The organism is Streptomyces sp. NPDC048424 (assembly GCF_040651555.1).
Lineage (GTDB): Bacteria > Actinomycetota > Actinomycetes > Streptomycetales > Streptomycetaceae > Streptomyces.
In genome coordinates, this window is sequence record NZ_JBEZKE010000002.1 from 196354 (window position 1) to 216448 (window position 20095).

General features: G+C 70.3%; 23 protein-coding genes. 7 read left to right on the forward strand and 16 right to left on the reverse strand.

All coding sequences use genetic code 11. The annotated features are described in order from the left end of the window. Positions 1 to 11: 11 nt before the first annotated feature. The 7 genes from AB0D29_RS03415 to AB0D29_RS03445 all read right to left on the reverse strand — a co-directional run bounded on the left by AB0D29_RS03415 (position 12) and on the right by AB0D29_RS03445 (position 7185). Complete coding sequence (locus tag AB0D29_RS03415; protein WP_362851945.1) at positions 12 to 1193, reverse strand: hypothetical protein; 1182 nt, start codon at positions 1191 to 1193, stop codon at positions 12 to 14. Between the two features lie 31 nt (positions 1194 to 1224). After that, a complete protein-coding gene (locus tag AB0D29_RS03420; protein WP_362851946.1) occupies positions 1225 to 2421 on the reverse strand; it encodes a hypothetical protein in 1197 nt (398 codons plus the stop codon). Positions 2422 to 2470: 49 nt separating this feature from the next. Beyond that, on the reverse strand, positions 2471 to 3382 hold the full coding sequence (locus AB0D29_RS03425) for a phage tail protein (RefSeq protein WP_362851947.1): 912 nt from the start codon (positions 3380 to 3382) through the stop codon (positions 2471 to 2473). A gap of 51 nt (positions 3383 to 3433) precedes the next feature. Continuing rightward, positions 3434 to 4717 carry a tape-measure protein gene (locus AB0D29_RS03430; protein ID WP_362851948.1) on the reverse strand — a complete coding sequence of 428 codons (1284 nt, stop codon included), beginning with the start codon at positions 4715 to 4717 and terminating at the stop codon, positions 3434 to 3436. Further along, positions 4714 to 5913 carry a phage tail protein gene (locus AB0D29_RS03435; RefSeq protein ID WP_362851949.1) on the reverse strand — a complete coding sequence of 400 codons (1200 nt, stop codon included), beginning with the start codon at positions 5911 to 5913 and terminating at the stop codon, positions 4714 to 4716. The genes AB0D29_RS03430 and AB0D29_RS03435 overlap by 4 nt, the downstream gene beginning before the upstream one ends. Positions 5914 to 5940: 27 nt before the next feature. Then, positions 5941 to 6903: a hypothetical protein gene (locus AB0D29_RS03440; RefSeq protein ID WP_362851950.1), complete on the reverse strand. Its 963-nt coding sequence runs from the start codon at positions 6901 to 6903 to the stop codon at positions 5941 to 5943. Positions 6904 to 6990: 87 nt separating this feature from the next. Continuing rightward, a complete protein-coding gene (locus AB0D29_RS03445; RefSeq protein WP_362806194.1) occupies positions 6991 to 7185 on the reverse strand; it encodes a hypothetical protein in 195 nt (64 codons plus the stop codon). Positions 7186 to 7623: 438 nt separating this feature from the next. Between AB0D29_RS03445 and AB0D29_RS03450 the strand changes: the two genes are divergently transcribed. After that, on the forward strand, positions 7624 to 8397 hold the full coding sequence (locus AB0D29_RS03450) for a hypothetical protein (RefSeq protein ID WP_362851951.1): 774 nt from the start codon (positions 7624 to 7626) through the stop codon (positions 8395 to 8397). Positions 8398 to 8418: 21 nt separating this feature from the next. Here the strand turns inward: AB0D29_RS03450 and AB0D29_RS03455 are convergent, their stop codons facing one another. From AB0D29_RS03455 to AB0D29_RS03485, 7 genes are all read right to left on the reverse strand, one after another. Beyond that, positions 8419 to 8799, reverse strand: coding sequence for a hypothetical protein (locus AB0D29_RS03455; protein WP_362852149.1), 381 nt, complete (start codon positions 8797 to 8799; stop codon positions 8419 to 8421). Between the two features lie 47 nt (positions 8800 to 8846). Continuing rightward, complete coding sequence (locus AB0D29_RS03460; RefSeq protein ID WP_351596947.1) at positions 8847 to 9137, reverse strand: hypothetical protein; 291 nt, start codon at positions 9135 to 9137, stop codon at positions 8847 to 8849. A 93-nt stretch (positions 9138 to 9230) separates the two neighbouring features. Continuing rightward, on the reverse strand, positions 9231 to 9833 hold the full coding sequence (locus tag AB0D29_RS03465; protein WP_362806198.1) for a phage tail protein: 603 nt from the start codon (positions 9831 to 9833) through the stop codon (positions 9231 to 9233). 109 nt (positions 9834 to 9942) lie between these two features. Next, positions 9943 to 10350 (reverse strand): hypothetical protein, encoded by a 408-nt coding sequence (locus tag AB0D29_RS03470; RefSeq protein WP_362851952.1) that lies wholly within the window; start codon positions 10348 to 10350, stop codon positions 9943 to 9945. A gap of 354 nt (positions 10351 to 10704) precedes the next feature. Then, complete coding sequence (locus AB0D29_RS03475; protein ID WP_351596941.1) at positions 10705 to 10923, reverse strand: hypothetical protein; 219 nt, start codon at positions 10921 to 10923, stop codon at positions 10705 to 10707. After that, on the reverse strand, positions 10920 to 11630 hold the full coding sequence (locus AB0D29_RS03480) for a hypothetical protein (RefSeq protein ID WP_362851953.1): 711 nt from the start codon (positions 11628 to 11630) through the stop codon (positions 10920 to 10922). Before AB0D29_RS03480 ends, AB0D29_RS03475 begins: the two co-directional genes overlap by 4 nt. Continuing rightward, on the reverse strand, positions 11623 to 12021 hold the full coding sequence (locus tag AB0D29_RS03485) for a WhiB family transcriptional regulator (protein WP_362851954.1): 399 nt from the start codon (positions 12019 to 12021) through the stop codon (positions 11623 to 11625). The genes AB0D29_RS03480 and AB0D29_RS03485 overlap by 8 nt, the downstream gene beginning before the upstream one ends. 191 nt (positions 12022 to 12212) lie before the next feature. Here AB0D29_RS03485 and AB0D29_RS03490 point away from each other — a divergent pair, with 191 nt between their 5' ends. The 5 genes from AB0D29_RS03490 (at position 12213) to tuf (ending at position 17359) form a co-directional block, all read left to right on the forward strand. Next, positions 12213 to 12674, forward strand: a complete 462-nt coding sequence (locus AB0D29_RS03490) for a helix-turn-helix transcriptional regulator (RefSeq protein ID WP_362851955.1) — start codon at positions 12213 to 12215, stop codon at positions 12672 to 12674. A gap of 327 nt (positions 12675 to 13001) precedes the next feature. Next, positions 13002 to 13373, forward strand: a complete 372-nt coding sequence (rpsL, locus tag AB0D29_RS03495) for a 30S ribosomal protein S12 (protein ID WP_007265893.1) — start codon at positions 13002 to 13004, stop codon at positions 13371 to 13373. A gap of 2 nt (positions 13374 to 13375) precedes the next feature. Further along, positions 13376 to 13846, forward strand: coding sequence for a 30S ribosomal protein S7 (gene rpsG, locus AB0D29_RS03500; RefSeq protein WP_007265894.1), 471 nt, complete (start codon positions 13376 to 13378; stop codon positions 13844 to 13846). 39 nt (positions 13847 to 13885) lie between these two features. Further along, entirely contained in the window at positions 13886 to 16018 is a 2133-nt protein-coding gene (gene fusA / locus AB0D29_RS03505) for an elongation factor G (protein ID WP_362851956.1), read from the forward strand. A gap of 147 nt (positions 16019 to 16165) precedes the next feature. Then, positions 16166 to 17359, forward strand: a complete 1194-nt coding sequence (gene tuf / locus AB0D29_RS03510) for an elongation factor Tu (RefSeq protein WP_030710320.1) — start codon at positions 16166 to 16168, stop codon at positions 17357 to 17359. 179 nt (positions 17360 to 17538) lie between these two features. Here tuf and rfbC read toward each other — a convergent pair whose 3' ends face one another. Both rfbC and rfbA read right to left on the reverse strand, forming a co-directional pair. Further along, positions 17539 to 18138 carry a dTDP-4-dehydrorhamnose 3,5-epimerase gene (gene rfbC, locus AB0D29_RS03515; RefSeq protein ID WP_362851957.1) on the reverse strand — a complete coding sequence of 200 codons (600 nt, stop codon included), beginning with the start codon at positions 18136 to 18138 and terminating at the stop codon, positions 17539 to 17541. Then, positions 18135 to 19010 carry a glucose-1-phosphate thymidylyltransferase RfbA gene (gene rfbA, locus AB0D29_RS03520; RefSeq protein WP_319725466.1) on the reverse strand — a complete coding sequence of 292 codons (876 nt, stop codon included), beginning with the start codon at positions 19008 to 19010 and terminating at the stop codon, positions 18135 to 18137. The genes rfbC and rfbA overlap by 4 nt, the downstream gene beginning before the upstream one ends. 81 nt (positions 19011 to 19091) lie before the next feature. Between rfbA and rfbB the strand changes: the two genes are divergently transcribed. Continuing rightward, positions 19092 to 20069: a dTDP-glucose 4,6-dehydratase gene (rfbB, locus tag AB0D29_RS03525; RefSeq protein ID WP_362851958.1), complete on the forward strand. Its 978-nt coding sequence runs from the start codon at positions 19092 to 19094 to the stop codon at positions 20067 to 20069. The last annotated feature ends 26 nt before the right edge of the window (positions 20070 to 20095 follow it).

The window sequence follows — 20095 nt, forward strand, 5'->3', positions numbered from 1 at the left end:
GGGGGTGCTCCTTACAGTGCGTCGACGCGCAGGAAGATGTTGTCGAACCAGCTCTTGATCCCGGCGACGCTCACGCGGTGCATGAGGGTCGCGGTGTACGTCTGGTCGCCGGAGAGGTTCGCGAGGCGGGTGGTGGTGGACACCGAGGTGGCCGGGTCGCCGGGACTGGAGACGGCGCGTTCGTCGTCGGGCGCCCAGATCACGGTGGCGCCCTGGGTCACGCGCACGGCGGTGAAACCGGTGGCCGTGGCGTGGCCGACCACCGAGGTGCGCGCCCCGTAGGTGAGCAGCACGGCGCCCGAGGTCGGCGCGTTGAACGTGATCTGCACCGAGGCGACGCTCGTGTCGAGCAGGGTCTCGGAGTAGGTGGCGGAGGTGGTGTACCCGGCGTCGAGGTTCTCGGCGAACAGCGGTGCCGGGAAGGCCGGCAGCCAGCTGGTGCCGTTCCAGCGCTGGAGCACCCGCTGCGGGGTGTCGCGGTACTGGCCCACGTAACTGGCCGTCGTCAGCGTGCCCTTGGGGGCGATGCCGCCCAGTGCGGAGGGGTACGAGACCCAGGCGCTGCCGTCCCAGCGCTGGAGCGCGCCGCCCGAGTCCTGGTACTGGCCGGGGTAGGCGCCGGGGGCGACCTCGCCCATGACCGGCAGGATCCCGCCCAGGGCCACGGTGGCGACGCGGAGGTCGGTGAGGGCGTTGCTCCAGTTGATGCCGCCCTTGCCCGCGCTGGTGCCGGCCGGGACGGCGACCTGGTACAGCGGGAGGGAGAGCAGCGGGGGCGCCGGGGCGACCGGGGTGGCGGCCGGGGTGCCCTGGATGACCTCGGCCGTGGCCTGCCACTTGTTGGACGAGTCGTAGGAGCCGTCGTAGATGCGCAGGCAGACCAGGTCGATGCGGCCGGCCTGGGCGTCGCCGTCGGCGAAGGTGAGGACGGTGTCCTCGATCATGGCCACCGGGTAGACGCCCTGCGGGTGCAGGCCCTGGATGGCGGCCCGGCCGTTGTAGAGGGTGGCGGCCATGGCGGACTTGCCCTCCAGCCAGAAGCCGGAGACCCGGTGCTGGCCGCTGTACGAGCCGGGCAGGATGCCCGAGCGGGCCCGGATCGGGTCGATCGGGGTGGTGGCCCCGATCTGGGTGAGGCGGGTGTCCTCGCGGGTCTGGCCGGTCTGGGCCACCCAGCTGGCGCGCAGGTTCATCGATTGACTCCGTTTCCGGTAGGGGTGAAGGTCAGGACCTGATCCACTCGGCGGCGAGCGAGCAGGCGTAGCCCGAGCCGCCGAGGGTGCGGACGGCGGCGCCGCTGTTCTGGTGGGCGTGCAGCTGGAGCGTCTGGCCGGCGGTCAGCTTGACCAGGGCCTGGCCGCCGACGGAGGTGGCGCCGGGGCCGGCGCCGACGAGCCAGGTGGCGCGCGGGAGTCCGGAGCCGCCCACCATCAGGCGGGCGCCGCGGGAGCCGGTGGTCGAGTCGGCGCTGAAGACGACCTGCCCGGACACCCGCCACCAGCCGGTGCGCGGCACGGTGTAGGTGTCGCTGCCGTTCCAGCCGGTCAGGTCGTCCACGTCGACGGTCTGCAGGGTGACCGCGTACCAGCCGCTCGACGAGGAGGACGGGATGGACTGCATCGCGGTCTGCGAGGCGCTGAAGAGGACCGCGGTGCGGCCCTCCGCGTACTGCCAGGCGGTGCCGTCCCAGCGCTGGAGCACGCCGCCGGCGCCGTCCCGGTACTGGCCGGTGTACGTGCCCGCGGTCAGCTTGCCCGCCGGGGCGATGCCGCCGACGTCCGGCGGGTACGACACCCAGGTGGTGCCGTCCCAGCGCTGGAACTTGCCGCCCGCGTCGCGGTACTGGCCGACGTACGCGCCTTTGTACCCGTCGCTCGGGACGATTCCGCCGAGGGCGACCGTCGCGTACCGCAGGTTCGTGACGGCCTCGGCCCAGTTGATGCCGCCGTTGCCGGCCGAGGCACCGGCCTTGACCTTGACCGAGTACAGCGGGATGGCCGAGCCGGAGGGGGTGGCGGGGGCCACGGGGACCGCCGCCGGGGTGCCCTTGACCAGCCGGACCAGGGCCTCCGTCTTGCCGCTGCCGTCGTACGCGTCGTCCAGTACGACCAGTTCGATCAGGTCGATCCGGTCCAGCTGGGGGTCGCCGTCCGCCAGGGTCAGGTTCTCGGACACGGTGACGGCCACCAGGTAGGCGCCCGGGCTGCTGTTGCCCTGGACGACGGCGCGTCCGGTGCCGATGGAGCACTGCATGGCGGCGACGGGGGTGAGGAGGAGGCCGCCGGGGATGATGCCGCCCCGGGACTTGAGGGGGATGTTGGCGTCGGTCTGCCCGTTGGGGGTGAGCAGGGCGGACAGCGTGATGCGGGTGTCCTCGCGGGTCTGGCCGGTGGGAGTGAGCCAGGCTGCCCGGACGGTCATGATCGGTTCCTTTCGGGAAGGCGGACGAAGGAGGCGGGCCCGGGCCCGGCTACCACTCCGCGCTGCGCCAGCGGACGGACATCTCCGCGCCCGCCTCGGCGCTGTCCGGGCGGAACGAGAGCTCGGCGACGCCCGGCTCGAAGGCGAACAGCTCCTCGGGGCTGCTGTCCGCGGTGGCCGTGTGGCGGCGGGACGCGGTGCCGTTGAGGGTGACCGTGCCGGCCGCGGTGTCGACCACCAGCTCGTCGCCGGCCGTCAGGTCGATGGCGTAGCGCAGGCGGCGGCGGGTGGTCCGCTCGGTCACCGACGGGGTGCCGCACGGGCCGCGGAAGGTGATCACCGGGTGGGTGGGGGCGGAGCCGGTGTTCTCGGCCCCGGCGTCGCCGGTCCTGGCGGCCTGGCCCCAGTCGAGCGGCCAGACCAGCGGCCAGGTCAGGCCGCTCTCCGGCTCCGGGGCCGCGACGATGGCGCTCTGCTCGCCGGTCAGGTACCGGCGCGGATCCGTGGCGGTCCACTGGACGGAGGCCTTGGCCGCGCCCTGGGTGGCGTACACCCGGTCCGCGGGCAGCACCCGCTGGGTGATCCGGGCGCGTACGGCGAGGACCTCGCCGTGCAGCCGTACGGCCAGCCAGCGCTCCTCGTCGCCCAGGGCCATCGCCTGGCGCAGGAGGCGGACGGTGGCCAGCGAGGCGCCGCGCTCGGGCAGCATCCACACGGTGCCGCCGACCTTGCGGGGCTTGGCGTAGCGGGCGCCGGGCCATGAGCCGTGCCCGGTGGGGCGTTCGGCGTCGGAGCTGTCGAACTCGGGCAGGTCCTCCCAGCCGGTCAGTCCCGCCTTGTCGACGGTGAAGGGGGTGCCGGGTCCCATGAGCAGTCCGGCCCACTGCATCTGCCCGTCCTGGGTGATGAGTGAGCCGGGTGCGTGGTCGGCGGTGTAGGTGGTCGTGGTGGTCTCGGCCATGGCGGGCCGTCACCTCGCTCTCAGGGATGGGGGGTGCTGGACACCCCTGTTTCATGCGTGGGCGGCGGCGAGGAAGAGCAGGTCCTCGGCGGTCGATCGGGGGCCCGCGCCGGCCGGCTCCCGGTACTCCCGTATGCGGTGGGGGCCCTTGTCCGGGGACTGCGGAGCGGCGGGGGCGACGCGGCGGTGGTCGAGGTCGGAGACCGGGTTGATCCGCGGGGCCGAGCCCATGGACATGGGCCAGACGACGCCGCCCTCCGCGAGCATCGGGATCTTGTCGAGGTCGACGCCGAACTTCTTGCCGAGGATCTCGAAGCTGAGGTCCTCCAGGCCGTCGATGATCCAGTTGGCGAAGGCGATCATGCCGTTGAACGGGCCGGTGACCACGGCGAGCACGGCTTGCAGGCCCGTGGTGACGAAGCGGCCGATGCCGCCCAGGGAACCGGCGAGGGAGGAGCTCACCCGGGCGAACGCGCCGGGGAGGGTGCCGGTCAGGAAGGTGATCACCGGGCGGATCGGGGCCATGATCGCGTTGAAGGCGCCGGAGGCGACCCCGCGCAGCGCACTGGTGGCCGAGCGGGCGGAACCGCCGGTCTGGGAGAAGCCGTTGACGGCTCCGCGCAGACCGCCGACCACCGACGAGACGACCGTGAAGTACCCCTTGAAGTACGTGGTCACGATCGTGGCGACGGTCGCCAGCACCGGGATGAGGAACTTCAGGTAGCCCTCGAACACCTGGAGGACGACGGTGAAGGTCTGCTCGATGAGGCGCTGTCCGGTCTCGGAGTTCACGGCGAGCTCGATGAGCCAGGCGCCGAGCGGGATCAGGATGCCGAGCACGAAGCCGAGCGGGTTGGCCCGCATGGCGACGTTCACGGCGGTCATGACGACCGAGCCCACGGTCATGGCGATGCCGAAGGTGCTCATGAGCGTGGAGACGATCCCGATGGCCGGCAGCAGGCCGCCGATGACGGCCAGGACCCCGCCGGTCTTCCCGCCCAGCTTCCGCAGCGAGGCCACGACCCCGCGGGCCCCGGAGTCCACCCGCTTGGTGCCGGTGGACGCCCGGGTCGCGGACCGGGTGAGCTTGGCCGCCGACGTGGCGGCCGTACCGGCCTGGGTCTTCAGCCCGGCCAGCACCTTGCCGGCCTGGGCGGCCGCCGGCGCGAGCGATGCCGTGTCGGTGGCGGCCTTCCGGGCCGCCGAGCCGACCTGCTTCAGCGACGAGGTGACCTCGCGGGCGTTGCGGGCGGCCGCGCCGGCCTGGGTACGGACGTTGCCCATCGACCGCGCGAGGCGGGCGAAGGGGTTCACCACGACGACGGCCGCACTCATCCGCGTGCCTTCGCCAGGTACATCAGCGCGTCGGCGGTGCGCTGCGGGTCGGTGTTCTGGGCGGCGTAGTAGTGCTCGATGTGCAGGGCGGAGCCCTCGCCGGAGCCCGGGGCGGCGGAGGTCATCCGGGCGCGGGCGGCCGTACGGGCGAGCAGCCGGTCGAGCTTGGACAGCGGCAGGACGGCCTCGGCCTCACCGGCCTCGGCGAGGATCGCCGGGACACCGCCGCTGCGCGGCATGACCACGCCGCCGGTGGCGAGCATGGGGATGGTGGGCAGGCTGACGCCGAAGCTCTTGCCGCCGACGAAGGGGACCCAGCCGGGGACGCTGACGCGGATCCGGTTGATCCGGCTGATCATGGAGTTGATCAGGCCGATGACGGAGTTGATGGGGGACCGGACCGCTCCGAGGATGGCCCCGAACGCGCCGGATGCGATGCCCTTGAGTCCGTTCCAGGCGCTGGACATCGCGTTCTTGACGGAGTTGAAGGCGCTCGGGATCGCCGACTTGATCCAGTTGACCACCGGCATGATGACGGCCTTGATGCCGTTCCACACGCTGCTGATGACGGAGCGGACGGCGTTCATCACGGTGCTGATGACGGAGCGGATGCCGTTGAAGGCGGACTGCACGGCGCTGCCGATGGCACGCACGATCGGCATGACGGCGCTCTTGACGCTGTTCCACACCGACTTGATGAGGTTGCCGGCGCTGCGGATGATCGGGCCGATGGCCTTGATGACCGTGGAGATCACGGTCCGGATGGCGTTGAACGCGGTCCGGATCACGGTCTGCATGGTCTTCGAGCGCATCGCCATTTCGACGATCTTCTCGATGAGCGGCATGAACAGTTCGAGCAGGCGGGCGAGGAAGTTGCCCCGCATGGACTTGTTGAGCTTGTCCTGGCCCGAGGCGGCGCGGTCGGCGCCGGTCTTGAACCTGCCCAGCTGGGTGCCGGCGCGCTGACCGGTCTGCCCGGCCTTGGACATGGACCGTTCGGCCTGGTCGGCGGCGGTCTTGAGGCTCTTGAGCTGGCCGGTGGAGCCCTGGGCGGACGTACGGAGCGTTCTGAGCTGGCCGGAAGCGCTCTTTCCGGCGTCGCCGACCCGCTTGACGGGGGCCGCGACGCCGGAAGCCTGCGTCTTGAGATTGCGCAGGGCGTCCGAGGCCTTCTTCGTGGAACTGGCGAGGGTCATGGCTCACCTCCTTTCGTGGGACGGGGATCAGCCGAGGGCGCTGGCGGTGGTCTGGGCCGACGAGATGACACCCCGCAGCGCGGGGCCCAGGGGGGTGAGGGCGCCGGTGAGGCTGCGGGTGGCGCTGGTGAGGGTGCGGGCGGCCCGGGCGCTCGACCTCATGTCGGCCGACTTGGGGATGTCGGAGGGCTTGAGGTCCCTGAGGATGATCTTGAGGCGCAGGAAGGCCGACGTCGCGTCCCTGACCATCTGGACGTTCAGCGCGCGGATGGCCGTGTCGAGCTTCCCGATCGCGGTGGCGGTCCTCGTCAGCGCCGCGTGGTCCCTGGGGAGCTTCTTGGGGTCGAAGTTCCTGAGGGCGGACTTGAGGCTCTTGATGGCGTCGGCGGCCGCGGTGACCGCGGTGTTGTTCTGGGCCGCCACGGCGTCGTTGAGCTTGCCCACGGCCGTCGCCCGGGCGGTCAGTTCCTTGGCCCGGGGGAGCCGCCTGACCTGGTCGGCGTAGTTGCGCAGGAGCGGATTCGTCGCTTCGAGCTTCGCGCGCAGCTCCTCCACCTGGGCCGCGGTCAGCCCTCCGCCGGCGCCGGCCCCGCCGGTGAAGAAGGTCGGGAGCTTGGTGGTGATCCAGGCGCCGAGGCGCAGCAGGAGGGCGCCGGCGGCCAGGGTGACGAAGATTCCGGCGGCCGCCGTGAGGGCGTACGCCCACCAGGCCTCGTTGTTCTCGAAGAAGGGGCTCTTCTTGAGCGCGGCGGCGAGGGTGTCGAGGCGCAGCTGCTGGAGCAGCTCGACCGCGAGGGGGTTCACGACCTCCTGATGGATGTCCTTGATGTCCTTGATGATGGGCGCCAGCTGATCCGTCAGGAACTTCTCCGTGACCAGCTTGGAGGTGGCCGGGTTCTGCTCGACGAAGTTCGAGACGGGTCCGCCCATCACGTACTTCTTGAGTTCGGCGAGGAGGGCCGGCACCTCTGCCTGGGTGGGTTCTGCCATGGGGTACTCCGCTTCTGACCGGTAACGGCCGACACCGAAAAAGCCCCTGCCGGAAGGAGCGCGGCAGGGGCTGAGGCGTATGAAGGGCTAGTGCGGGGGGCGCCGCGACTCGGCGAGGGCGTCGTTCCAGCCGGCCGCGTACGCGCGGGTCTCGCGGCTGGTGATCTCGGCGTAGAGGGATCCGAGCAAGGCCCTCTTGTCGAGGGGGGCGGGTGCGTCCAGGAGCTGGCTGAGGCGGTCGTGGAGCGTGATCTGCGGTGAGCCCTCGGCCTGCTGGGTCATGAACGCCTGCCTTCCAGTTGCTTGCCCTTGCTGTGTGGTGGCGCCGCGGATCAGGAGCGGGGGCACCGATGGTTGTCGAACGAGTGTGCGAACAGAGTCTGGAACATCTGTTCGGCGTTTGTCGAGCTGGAAAGCCGCCTCGGCGAGTCCCGAAACCGGCCGACCGTCCGTCACCTGGGACGGTCGGCGCCGGAACAGGGGGTTTCCGGACCACCGGGTACGCTGGATCACTGTTCCCCCGCCCGGGAAAACGCGGATCGCGCGGGGCGTGAGGGGAGCCCGGGGGCGGGAAGGCAGTGCTGACGCATGGACAGGGAAGCGGGCGCCGGGAGGCGTGACCATGCCATCGACTGGCTTGAAATGGCGCCTGACCTGCCCCATCTGTTCGCCAGACTGTCCGAACTCGTTCACGCGGCGGGCTACGCACCCGAGGATCTCGTGCTGATTCCGAGGTCCGAGATCGACCGCCGCGAGACGGCCGCCTTCACCGCCGGATGGGCCGAGGCGATGTCCGAGGAACTGCCCCGGATCCGGCGCGAGTACGAGAAGCGGGTCGCCGACGCCTATGCCGCGGGCGGCGCCGGCCGCGGCGGCGATGCGGCCGTCCGGCGCACGTCCGGCGAGGGTCGTGGCGCCACGGTGATCCGGCTGCCGTTCGCCACGCTGCTCGAACCCTCGCCCCTGGTCGTGGAGACCGAGGACCGGATGCGCCGGGCCCAGGAGATCCTGGACCGGCGGACCGAGCCCGTCCACGGGCAGGCCGCGGACGCGGACCCGGAGACGGACCCGGCGGCCGGGCAGCCGCGCCCGCACGAGGACGGGCCCGAGGACCCGCGGCAAGCGCAAGAACCGGAGGAGCCGCGGGAACCGCGGGAACCGCCGGGCCCCGGAATGTCCGTGGAACCCGTCCCGCCGCCCGCCCGGCCCCTCGCGCGCGAGAGGCGCGCGGCCCCGGCCAGCCGGAAGGTCGTACGCCGCAACGGCCGGCCCATCGTGCCGCCGCTGGGCTCCATCCCCGTACAGCCCCGCCCGCAGGGGACCCCCACCGGGCTCCCGGCGGACGGGCCGGGAGCGGCGGGTGAGCCGGGTGAACAAGGTGAACAGGGCGCACCGGGCGTGCCGAGCCTGGCCGACCGGGCCCGCGCCCTGACACAGGACCTGGAGACCCGGGTCGGCGCGGGCCGCCCCGAGGGCCCCGAGAACGGCCGCTGACCGGGCCGCCGGCCCGTTCCTTCAGCCGAAGAAGCGGACCAGCGTCTCGGGGGAGACGGCCTCGGCCGGGCCCTGGCCGGAGCCCGGACCCGACTCCGGGTCGGACTCCCCGCCCGAGCTGCCGTACGGCTTGCCGTCCGGCCGGGGCACCGGCTCCGGAGCCTCCGGCGGATCGTCGTCCTCCGCCGCGTTGACGCAGGCGAACATCCAGTTGGCGGCCGCCAGGTGATCCACGGTCGCCGCCAGCAGATGGTCGGTCACCGACCAGTCGGCGGCCTCGCCGAACAGCTCCCTGTTGACGGAACTGTCCCGCGGCAGGTGCTTGAGCAGGACCTGGAGGCGCCGTGAGGAGAGCTCCCCGCGGTGCCAGTCCAGGAGGTCCTTGCCGTAGTAGCGGAGCAGATCCGCTTCGAGGGCCTCGGCGTGTTCGTCGACGAACTCGACGAGGCTCAGCCTTCCCCCAGGCCGAGCCCTGTCTCCTTGCCGTACGCCTCGAGGATCGCGGCGATGTCCTGCATCGTGATGTCGTGCTGCTCGAAGCGCTCGAACTGCTGCTCGCCCAGGAGGAGCCGCAGCAGACCGTCCACGTCGTTGTCGTCGAGCTTGCGCAGCCCCTTGGCCGCGGCCCGGCTGAGCTCGGTGGGAAGGGTGTACGTCTCCTCGTCCAGCTGGAAGGACCAGGAGCGGCCGAGGGCCTCCTGGCGCTGGGCGCGGGCCGCGTTGACGTCGAAGCCGGCCATGGTGATGGGTCTCCTCTGGGTGAAGGGAAGTCGTGCGGGAAGGGGTGGGGGCGGGGCGGCGCGGGGGCCGTCCCGCCCCCGTCAGGGGCTGGATCAGCCGGCGGCGTACGCGCCGTCCTTCATGACGAAGCTCGCCAGCGGCTTGTCGTCGCCCGCCGCGAGGGCGGTGAAGGTGATGCCCAGGGTGGAGGCCGACTTGCGGGCCAGCTTGATGTCGTCGGAGGCGGTGACCTGGCCGCGCGGGATGTAGAAGCGGTAGGTCACGACCGAGCCGTCACTGGCCTTGGTGTCGGTGAACTCCAGGCCGAGGGCGCGGGTGTCCGACTTCGGCGAGTCCGCGATGTCGTAGCGGTAGATGCCGTTGGAGGGGGTGGCCTCGTCGGCCACCGCGCCGCCGCCCATGAAGAACGGCAGCGTCAGCTCGTTGAACTGGAGCAGCGCGAACTTCAGGCTCAGGTCCCGGTCGGAGTACGTGAAGTGGACCGGGCTGACGGCCTGCCACGAGTCGACCGGCTCCAGCTTGTCCTTCTTGGAGAAGGTGACGCCGTCGGACGTGGTGAAGCCGAGGTCCTTCCAGTTGGCGCCCCAGTCGGTGTCCGGCTTGCCGGTGAAGGCGGTCGGCAGCGCCGTACCGGCGGCGGCGACGAAGAGGCGGCCGCTGCCGGCGACGCGGATCTCGGACGAGTTTCCTGCCATGGTGATGCTTCTCCTTATATAGGGGTCCGCCGCACCAGACCGCGGGCGTGTCCGGGTCCGGGTACGGCAAAGGCCCCGCCGGACGGCAGGGCCTTGGTCTGTGGGGGCGTCAGAAGACGCTGAGGGACACCTTGATCACGCAGACGTAGCGGTTCGCGCCGCGGTACAGGTAGTCCGGGAGCCAGCGCGGGCCGTCCTGCTCCTCCACGTCCGTGAAGGTGTTCGAGCCGATGGTCTTGCCGAGGGTGGCGAGCAGGGCGCGCCGGGCGGCGTTGGCCAGGGTGTGGGCGGCGGCCTTGTTCGGGCCGTACACCTCCAGCTCGATCAGCGGCTGGTCGACGTGCAGGTCGCCGGTCCAGGCACCGCCCCGGCGGTTGACCAGGACGGCCCGCTGCGTGCCGTCGAACCCGGCGGGCGGGTCGACGGCGACGGTGGCCGTGGACAGGGCGGAGTCGGCCTTGAGGACGTCGACGACCAGGGCCTCGACGTCGGGGAAGGCACTCGGGGGAGTGGTCACGACGGTTCACCTCAGCTGGTGGGTGGCGGGATGCCGGGCGGTGCCCGAAGGGGGGCGGGGGCGGGCACCGCCCGGCGGGGGGAGCGGCCGGCCGCCGCCCGTCCTGCGGGCGCAGCTCTGCCGCTGCACCAACTGTGACACGTTGCGTGCGCGCGCGCAACAAGTTCGAGCGGTGCCTTTCCCCGGGTCCCCGTCCGCCTTCCCGTACGGGCGCCGCGCGCGGCCTGCGGGCGTGCCGCACCCGACCTCGCGGGCCCGGAACGCCGGATGCCCGGCCTCCGTGGGGAGACCGGGCATCCGGGGCGGGGCGGGGCGGGGCGGGAAGGAGAGGAGGTGGACCGGGCCCCTCGGGGGTCAGGCGGCCGGACCCGCGGGCCGCGGGACCGGCGGGCGCCGGCTGGCCGTGCGCTCGGCCGCGAACACGTCCTCCAGCCGGAACAGCTGGGCGCGTCCCGCCTTGCCGGCCGCCGTGAGCCGGCCGAGCTGGACCCACTTGCGGATGGTGGCGGGGGCGACCCCGGCCTCCTGGGCGGCCACCGGGCCCGGAACGAGGGCGGGGAGCGGAGCGATCACAGGTGCGGGCCTTCCATCGCGGCGTCGAGTTCCTCCGTACGGCAGCCCGAATCGGCGGCCAGCGCGGCCCACGCGGTCTCGGGCCACAGGTGGCGGTGGGCGGGATCGTCGTGGCAGCCGCAGTCGGGCACCGTGCACCGGCAGGCCGGGTTCACGCACAGCACCGCCCGACGGTCGGGGAAGGCGCGCAGCGAGACCGAGTCGCACCAGGGGCAGCGGCCGGAGACCCGCACCACCTGCTCGCTGTCCCCGAGCGCGCGGGCGCAGCGCCGGGCCATGCGGCGCGTCTCGTCGCGTACGTGCCGTGCCAGTACGGGCTGGGCCTCGATCGCGTCCAGCAGCCCGGCGAGGCGGCGCAGCCGCTCCGGCACCGGGGCCCGGCGGGGCCGCGGGATGCCGAGCCGGGCGCACACGGCCTCCTCCAGCTCGACCACGCCGTCGGTGATGTCCCGGATGGTGTCGGAGACGTGCAGACGGACCGGGGCGGAGCCGTGGCCGGGCACGGCCAGCCCGTGTTCCTGCTGGAGGAGCAGGGCCTCGCGCCGCTCCACGCGGACGAGCTCGTCGTCGCGCGCGGTCCGGGGCGCGGGGACGTGGGAGGCGAAGGGGGTGGCGCGTCCGGGCGCCAGCTCTTCGCAGAGGTCGGGGAAGTGGCGGATCAGCGAGGCGATCCACAGTGCGGTGTCACTGGTGCTGAGGTCAGGCACGGGGGCTCCCGGAGGGCGAGGTGAGGGCGGCGGGCCGGCCGTTGCGCCACAGCCGGCCGCCGCAGACCCCGTCGAACCAGCTCTCGGCCGGGGCGACGGCCTCCTCGCACTCGCGCCGGACCGGGCAGCCGGCGCAGGCGCGCAGGGCCGGGGCCGCGACCTTGGCCCGCTTGGAGAAGACGACGGCGGGCGGGAGGTCCCCGCACGCGGCGGCGGCCTGCCACGGCCAGGGCACGGCGGGTGCGGCGGGCACACCGAGCACGCCGAGCGCGCCGGACGCCGTTCCGGGCCGCGCGGCGGGCGGCTCCGCGGGGCGTGCGGCGGCGGGCCCCGCGGCGGTGCGGGGGCGGGGTGGGGTGAGGGGCGGGGCGAGGAACGGGGCAAGGGACATGGCGACTCCGCGAGGTGTGACGGCCGTGGCTCACGGCGGTCACACTGTGACACGTTGCGTGCGAGCGCGCAATCAAAGGGCTTCTGTTCTCAGTTGTGGTTGATTTGTGGAGGACGTAATTCCGTGCGCGCAAGCACGCTAAAGTGTGTTGTCATGGTGCGGACTGCGAACGGCGGACTGAGGAGCGGCACATGAGCACTCTCGAACTGGACGCGTTCGCGGCCTGGGTGGAAACCCTGATGCGGCAGCGCGGGTACGACATCGACAGCCCCCGGGGCGGCGGCAAGTCGCGGATCGCGGACGAGGCCGGGGTGCACCGCGCCGCCGTCACCCGGCTGCTCCAGCGGCAGAGCATGCCCGACCTGGAGACCATGCGCCGGATCGCCCCGCTGCTCGGCGTCTCGGTGCGCGACATGCTGATCCGCTCCGGCCGGGTCGCCCCGGAAGAGCTCCCGCTCGCCTCCCCGGAGTCGGTCCCGGGCGGCCGGCAGCCCACCATCGAGGACTTCGCCCAGTGGCTGGGCGTCCCCGAGGCCCGCCGCGCGGTCTTCGTCAAGGTGGTCAGCCAGTTCCTGGAGCCGGACGGGGCCGACGGCGAGGCGCCCGCCGAGGCGCCGGCCGCCGCCGAGGCCCGCCGCCGCGCGCGGGACTGACCCCGGACCCGGTGGGACCGGGCACGACCGTTGTGCGGCCCGGGCTCCGACAGAAGGCCGATGCGTCCCGCTTGCGCGCAGTCGGTTTTCGTGCTGGGCATTTGTTTTGACCTACCTCTGTGAGGTAGGTACGCTCTGACCTTGTGCCTGGGGTGTGCCCTGGCTCCCGCGTGTGCATAAGACCCCGCGAAGAGTCGAGAAGAACACACCGTGATCTGCGCCTGCCTCACTTCGGTGAGAGCGTGCAGCATCCGACACACCCGACCGCGTGGGTCGGGGGAGTTCCAGGTTAGTTTCACTACACGGCACACAGAAACCGGAGAAGTAGTGCCTACGATCCAGCAGCTGGTCCGTAAGGGCCGGCAGGACAAGGTCGAGAAGACAAAGACCCCCGCGCTTGAGGCTTCGCCCCAGCGTCGCGGCGTCTGCACGCGTGTGTTCACGACCACCCCGAAGAAGCCGAACTCGGCGCTCCGTAAGGTCGCGCGTGTGCGTCTGACCTCCGGCATCGAGGTCACCGCTTACATTCCGGGTGAGGGACACAACCTGCAGGAGCACTCGATCGTGCTCGTGCGTGGTGGCCGTGTGAAGGACCTGCCGGGTGTTCGTTACAAGATCATCCGCGGTGCGCTTGACACCCAGGCTGTCAAGAACCGCAAGCAGGCCCGCAGCCGCTACGGCGCCAAGAAGGAGAAGTAAGAATGCCTCGTAAGGGCCCCGCCCCGAAGCGCCCGGTCATCATCGACCCGGTCTACGCATCTCCTCTGGTGACGTCGCTCATCAACAAGATCCTCCTGAACGGCAAGCGCTCCACCGCCGAGCGCATCGTTTACGGCGCCATGGAAGGCCTCCGCGAGAAGACCGGCAACGACCCGGTCATCACGCTGAAGCGCGCGCTGGAGAACGTCAAGCCGTCCCTCGAGGTCAAGTCCCGCCGTGTCGGTGGCGCGACCTACCAGGTCCCCGTCGAGGTCAAGCCGGGTCGCCAGTCGACCCTGGCCCTCCGCTGGCTCGTGGGTTACTCCCGCGCCCGTCGTGAGAAGACCATGACCGAGCGCCTCATGAACGAGCTGCTCGACGCCTCCAACGGTCTTGGCGCTGCCGTCAAGAAGCGCGAGGACACGCACAAGATGGCCGAGTCCAACAAGGCCTTCGCGCACTACCGCTGGTAGTCCCAACCCACATCGAGACCGAGAGAAGACTGAGCCGATATGGCTACCACTTCGCTTGACCTGGCCAAGGTGCGCAACATCGGCATCATGGCTCACATCGACGCGGGCAAGACGACCACCACCGAGCGCATCCTGTTCTACACCGGTGTGTCTTACAAGATCGGTGAAGTCCACGACGGCGCTGCCACGATGGACTGGATGGAGCAGGAGCAGGAGCGCGGCATCACGATCACGTCCGCCGCGACGACCTGCCACTGGCCGCTCGAGGACGTCGACCACACCATCAACATCATCGACACCCCGGGTCACGTGGACTTCACGGTCGAGGTGGAGCGTTCGCTCCGCGTCCTCGACGGTGCCGTCACCGTGTTCGACGGTGTCGCCGGTGTGGAGCCGCAGTCCGAGACCGTTTGGCGTCAGGCGGACCGCTACGGCGTGCCGCGCATCTGCTTCGTCAACAAGCTCGACCGCACGGGCGCCGAGTTCCACCGCTGCGTCGACATGATCGAGAGCCGCCTCGGCGCGATCCCGATCGTCATGCAGCTCCCGATCGGTGCCGAGGCCGACTTCCAGGGTGTCGTCGACCTCGTCACGATGAAGGCGTTCGTCTGGTCCGCCGAGGCGACCAAGGGCGAGATGTACGACATCGTCGACATCCCCGACACGCACACCGAGGCCGCTGAAGAGTGGCGCGGGAAGCTCGTCGAGACGGTCGCCGAGAACGACGACGAGATCATGGAGCTCTTCCTGAACGGCGACGAGCCGTCCGTGGAGCAGCTGCACGCCGCCGTCCGTCGCATCATCCTCGGCTCCGGCAAGGGCAAGGGCGAGCCCACGATCACCGCGGTGTTCTGTGGCACGGCGTTCAAGAACAAGGGCGTTCAGCCCCTGCTCGACGCTGTCGTCCGCTACCTGCCGTCCCCCCTGGACATCGAGGCCATCGAGGGCCACGACGTCAAGGACCCCGAGATCGTCGTGAAGCGCAAGCCTTCCGACGAGGAGCCGCTCGCGGCGCTGGCGTTCAAGATCATGAGCGACCCGCACCTCGGCAAGCTCACCTTCGTCCGGGTTTACTCGGGCCGCCTGGAGGCCGGCACTGCGGTGCTGAACTCCGTCAAGGGCAAGAAGGAGCGCATCGGCAAGATCTACCGCATGCACGCGAACAAGCGTGAGGAGATCGACTCGGTGGGCGCCGGCGACATCGTCGCGGTCATGGGCCTGAAGCAGACCACCACCGGTGAGACGCTGTGTGACGACAAGAACCAGGTGATCCTGGAGTCCATGGACTTCCCGGCCCCGGTCATCCAGGTCGCCATCGAGCCCAAGTCCAAGGGTGACCAGGAGAAGCTGGGTGTTGCCATCCAGCGTCTCGCGGAGGAGGACCCCTCCTTCCACGTTCACTCGGACGAGGAGACGGGCCAGACCATCCTCGGCGGTATGGGCGAGCTGCACCTCGAGGTGCTGGTCGACCGTATGAAGCGCGAGTTCAAGGTCGAGGCCAACGTCGGCAAGCCGCAGGTCGCGTACCGCGAGACGATCCGCAAGGCCGTCGAGCGTCACGACTACACGCACAAGAAGCAGACCGGTGGCACCGGTCAGTTCGCCAAGGTGCAGATCGCGATCGAGCCCATCACCGAGACCGACGGTCCGGCGTACGAGTTCGTGAACAAGGTCACCGGTGGACGCGTCCCGAAGGAGTACATCCCTTCGGTCGACGCCGGTGCGCAGGAGGCCATGCAGTTCGGCATCCTGGCCGGGTACGAGATGACGGGCGTTCGCGTCACGCTTCTCGACGGTGGCTACCACGAGGTCGACTCCTCCGAGCTCGCGTTCAAGATCGCCGGCTCGCAGGCCTTCAAGGAGGCCGCGCGCAAGGCTTCTCCCGTGCTCCTCGAGCCGATGATGGCCGTAGAGGTCACCACGCCCGAGGACTACATGGGTGACGTCATCGGTGACATCAACTCCCGCCGTGGCCAGATCCAGGCCATGGAGGAGCGTCACGGTGCTCGCGTCGTGAAGGGCCTCGTGCCCCTTTCGGAGATGTTCGGCTACGTCGGAGACCTCCGCAGCAAGACCTCGGGTCGCGCCAGCTACTCGATGCAGTTCGACTCCTACGCCGAGGTTCCCCGGAACGTCGCTGAGGAGATCATCGCGAAGGCCAAGGGCGAGTAACTCTTCCGAGTACACGCTTTAGGCTTGTCACCGGAGCCTCTGGGGCAACAGGAGTAACTTCCTTTGCCCCGGAGGGACCGGCATTCCAGCAAAGATCACCTGGCGCCGATGAGTAAGGCGTACAGAACCACTCTCCAGGAGGACCCCGTGGCGAAGGCGAAGTTCGAGCGGACTAAGCCGCACGTCAACATCGGCACCATCGGTCACATTGACCACGGTAAGACGACCCTCACGGCCGCCATTACCAAGGTGCTGCACGACGCGTACCCGGACCTGAACGAGGCCTCGGCCTTCGACCAGATCGACAAGGCTCCTGAGGAGCGCCAGCGCGGTATCACCATCTCCATCGCGCACGTCGAGTACCAGACCGAGGCGCGTCACTACGCCCACGTCGACTGCCCGGGTCACGCGGACTACATCAAGAACATGATCACCGGTGCCGCGCAGATGGACGGCGCGATCCTCGTGGTCGCCGCCACCGACGGCCCGATGCCGCAGACCAAGGAGCACGTGCTCCTGGCCCGCCAGGTCGGCGTCCCCTACATCGTTGTCGCCCTGAACAAGGCCGACATGGTGGACGACGAGGAGATCCTGGAGCTCGTCGAGCTCGAGGTCCGTGAGCTGCTCTCCGAGTACGAGTTCCCGGGCGACGACCTGCCGGTCGTCCGCGTCTCCGCGCTGAAGGCCCTCGAGGGCGACAAGGAGTGGGGCGAGAAGCTTCTCGGCCTCATGGCTGCCGTCGACGAGGCCATCCCGACCCCGCCGCGTGACACCGAGAAGCCGTTCCTCATGCCCGTCGAGGACGTCTTCACGATCACCGGTCGCGGTACGGTCGTCACCGGCCGTATCGAGCGTGGTGTCCTGAAGGTCAACGAGACCGTCGACATCATCGGTATCAAGGAAGAGAAGACCACCACCACGGTCACCGGTATCGAGATGTTCCGCAAGCTCCTCGACGAGGGCCAGGCGGGCGAGAACGTCGGTCTGCTCCTCCGTGGCATCAAGCGCGAGGACGTCGAGCGCGGCCAGGTCATCATCAAGCCCGGTTCGGTCACCCCGCACACCGAGTTCGAGGCCCAGGCCTACATCCTGTCGAAGGACGAGGGTGGCCGTCACACCCCGTTCTTCAACAACTACCGTCCGCAGTTCTACTTCCGTACCACGGACGTCACGGGTGTCGTCACCCTGCCGGCCGGCACGGAGATGGTCATGCCGGGCGACAACACCGAGATGTCGGTCGCGCTGATCCAGCCGGTCGCCATGGAGGAGGGCCTGAAGTTCGCCATCCGTGAGGGTGGTCGTACCGTGGGCGCCGGCCAGGTCACCAAGATCACGAAGTAATTCGTGCTCTGACCTGGTAGCTCGCTGAAGCGGGCACCAAGTTGCACTGAAGGGCCCCGGCCCATCGCCTCGGCGGTGGGACGGGGCCCTTCGGCGTTACGGGTCCGCGCGCCGGCCCGGATACGGAAGAGGGCCGCACCCCCGGACGGGGTGCGGCCCTCTCTCGTACGTGCGGCGGGTCAGTTCACGCGCAGGGACTCGGTGAACTCCAGGCAGGCGGCGTGGTCGGGCAGCAGCCCGGTCTCGATCGCCTCGGCCAGCGACGGGGCGGCCTCGTCACGGGCGGACAGCTGCGGGACGTCCGCCGGCCACTCGATGCCCAGGTCGGGGTCGAGGGGGTGGACCGAGTGCTCGCCGGTCGGGTTGTACGTCTCCGAGCAGAGGTACGAAAGCGTGGCGTCGTCGCTCAGCGCGCAGAAGCCGTGGCCCAGGCCCTCGGGGATGTAGACCGCGCGGCGGTCCACGTCGTCCAGGCGGACGCCTTCCCACTTGCCGAAGGTGGGGGAGCCGACCCGCAGGTCGACGATGACGTCGAGCACGGCGCCGCGTACGCAGGTCACGTACTTGGCCTGGCCGCGCGGCACGTCGGCGAAGTGGATGCCGCGGACCACGCCCGCGGCGGAGACCGAGAGGTTCGCCTGCGCCAGGTTCAGCGGGTGCCCGACGACCTCGGCCAGCCGATCGAAGCGGTACCACTCGGTGAACAGGCCGCGCGGGTCGCCGTGCAGCTGCGGGGTGACCTCGAAGGCACCCGCTATGGAGAGTTCGCGGAACTTCATCGGGCGTCCTCCTCGTCGAGCAGCGTCAACAGGTAGTTGCCGTAGCCGCTCTTGGTGAGGGGCTCGGCGAGCGCGCGCAGCTGCGCCGAGTCGATCAGGCCGGCCCGCCAGGCCGCCTCCTCGATGCAGCCGATCTTGAAGCCCTGGCGCTCCTCGATCACGCGGACGAACTCGGAGGCCTGGACCATCGACACGAAGGTGCCGGTGTCGAGCCAGGCGGTACCGCGGTCGAGGATGGTGACGTTCAGCTCGCCGGCCTGGAGGTACGCGTCGTTGACGGCGGTGATCTCCAGCTCGCCGCGGGCGCTGGGCTTCAGGCCGCGGGCGATCTCGACGACCTGGTTGTCGTAGAAGTACAGACCCGGCACCGCGTAGCGGGACTTGGGCTTCTCCGGCTTCTCCTCGATGGAGATGGCCTGGCCGTTCTCGTCGAACTCGACCACGCCGTACGCGGTGGGGTCCGCCACCGGGTACGCGAACACGCGGCCGCCCTTGGCGCCGGTGTGCTGGGCGAGGCGGGTGCCGAGGCCACTGCCGTGGAAGATGTTGTCGCCGAGGATCAGCGCGACGGACTCGTCACCGATGAAGTCGGCGCCGAGGACGAAGGCCTGGGCGATGCCCTCCGGGCGCTCCTGGACGGCGTACTCCAGCCGCAGGCCGAACTGCGAACCGTCGCCGAGCAGCCGCTCGAACTGGTCGCGGTCTTCGGGGGTGGTGATGATCAGGATTTCGCTGATGCCCGCCATCACCAGGGTGGAGAGGGGGTAATAGATCATCGGCTTGTCGAAGACGGGCAGCAACTGCTTCGAGACGGCCCGGGTCAACGGCCAGAGTCGCGATCCGGTGCCACCGGCCAAAAGGATTCCACGCATGGGTGAACCCTATGCGAGAGCGCACGGGGGAGCCGAGCCAAGGGAATGTGACGTTCGGCAGGCCGCTAGACTCTTCGTATTATGCGCATCCTCGTGACCGGCGGCGCCGGCTTCATCGGTTCAGAATTCGTCCGCCAGCAGCTCGGTGCAGATGCCACGGCGCAGATCACTGTCTTCGACAAGCTGACCTACTCGGGCGTCGAGGCCAACCTCGCTCCGGTCGCGGACCACCCCGGATACACCTTCGTCAAGGGCGACATCTGCGACGCCGAGGCCGTCGACCAGGTGATGCCCGGCCACGACGTCGTCGTGCACTTCGCCGCCGAGTCCCACGTGGACCGCTCCATCGCCGGTGCGGGCCCCTTCGTGATGACCAACGTCGTCGGCACGCAGGTCCTCCTCGACTCCGCCCGCAAGCACGGCGTCGGCCGCTTCGTCCACATCTCCACCGACGAGGTCTACGGCTCGATCAACGAGGGCTCCTGGACGGAGGAGTGGCCGCTGGTGCCCAACTCCCCCTACTCCGCCTCCAAGGCGTCGTCCGACCTGCTGGCGCTGGCCTACCACCGCACCCACGGCATGGACGTGGTGGTCACCCGCTGCTCCAACAACTACGGGCACTACCAGTTCCCGGAGAAGGTCATCCCGCTGTTCGTCTCGAACCTGATGGACGGCAAGAAGGTCCCGCTGTACGGCAACGGCGGCAACGTCCGCGACTGGCTGCACGTCTCCGACCACTGCCGCGGCATCGACCTGGCCATGCGCAAGGGCCGCGCCGGCGAGGTCTACAACATCGGCGGCGGCACCGAGCTCACCAACAAGGAGCTCACCGGCGTCCTGCTGGAGGCCGCCGGCCTCGGCTGGGAGATGGTCGAGCAGGTCGAGGACCGCAAGGGCCACGACCTCCGCTACTCCATCGACATCAGCAAGATCGGCGCCGAGCTGGGCTACGCCCCGCAGGTCACCTTCGAGGACGGCATCAAGGCCACCATCGACTGGTACCGCGAGAACCGTGCCTGGTGGGAGCCGCTGAAGGCGAAGGCGGCCCTGCAGAAGTGAAGACCAACCCGCGAGCCGGGCGCTGG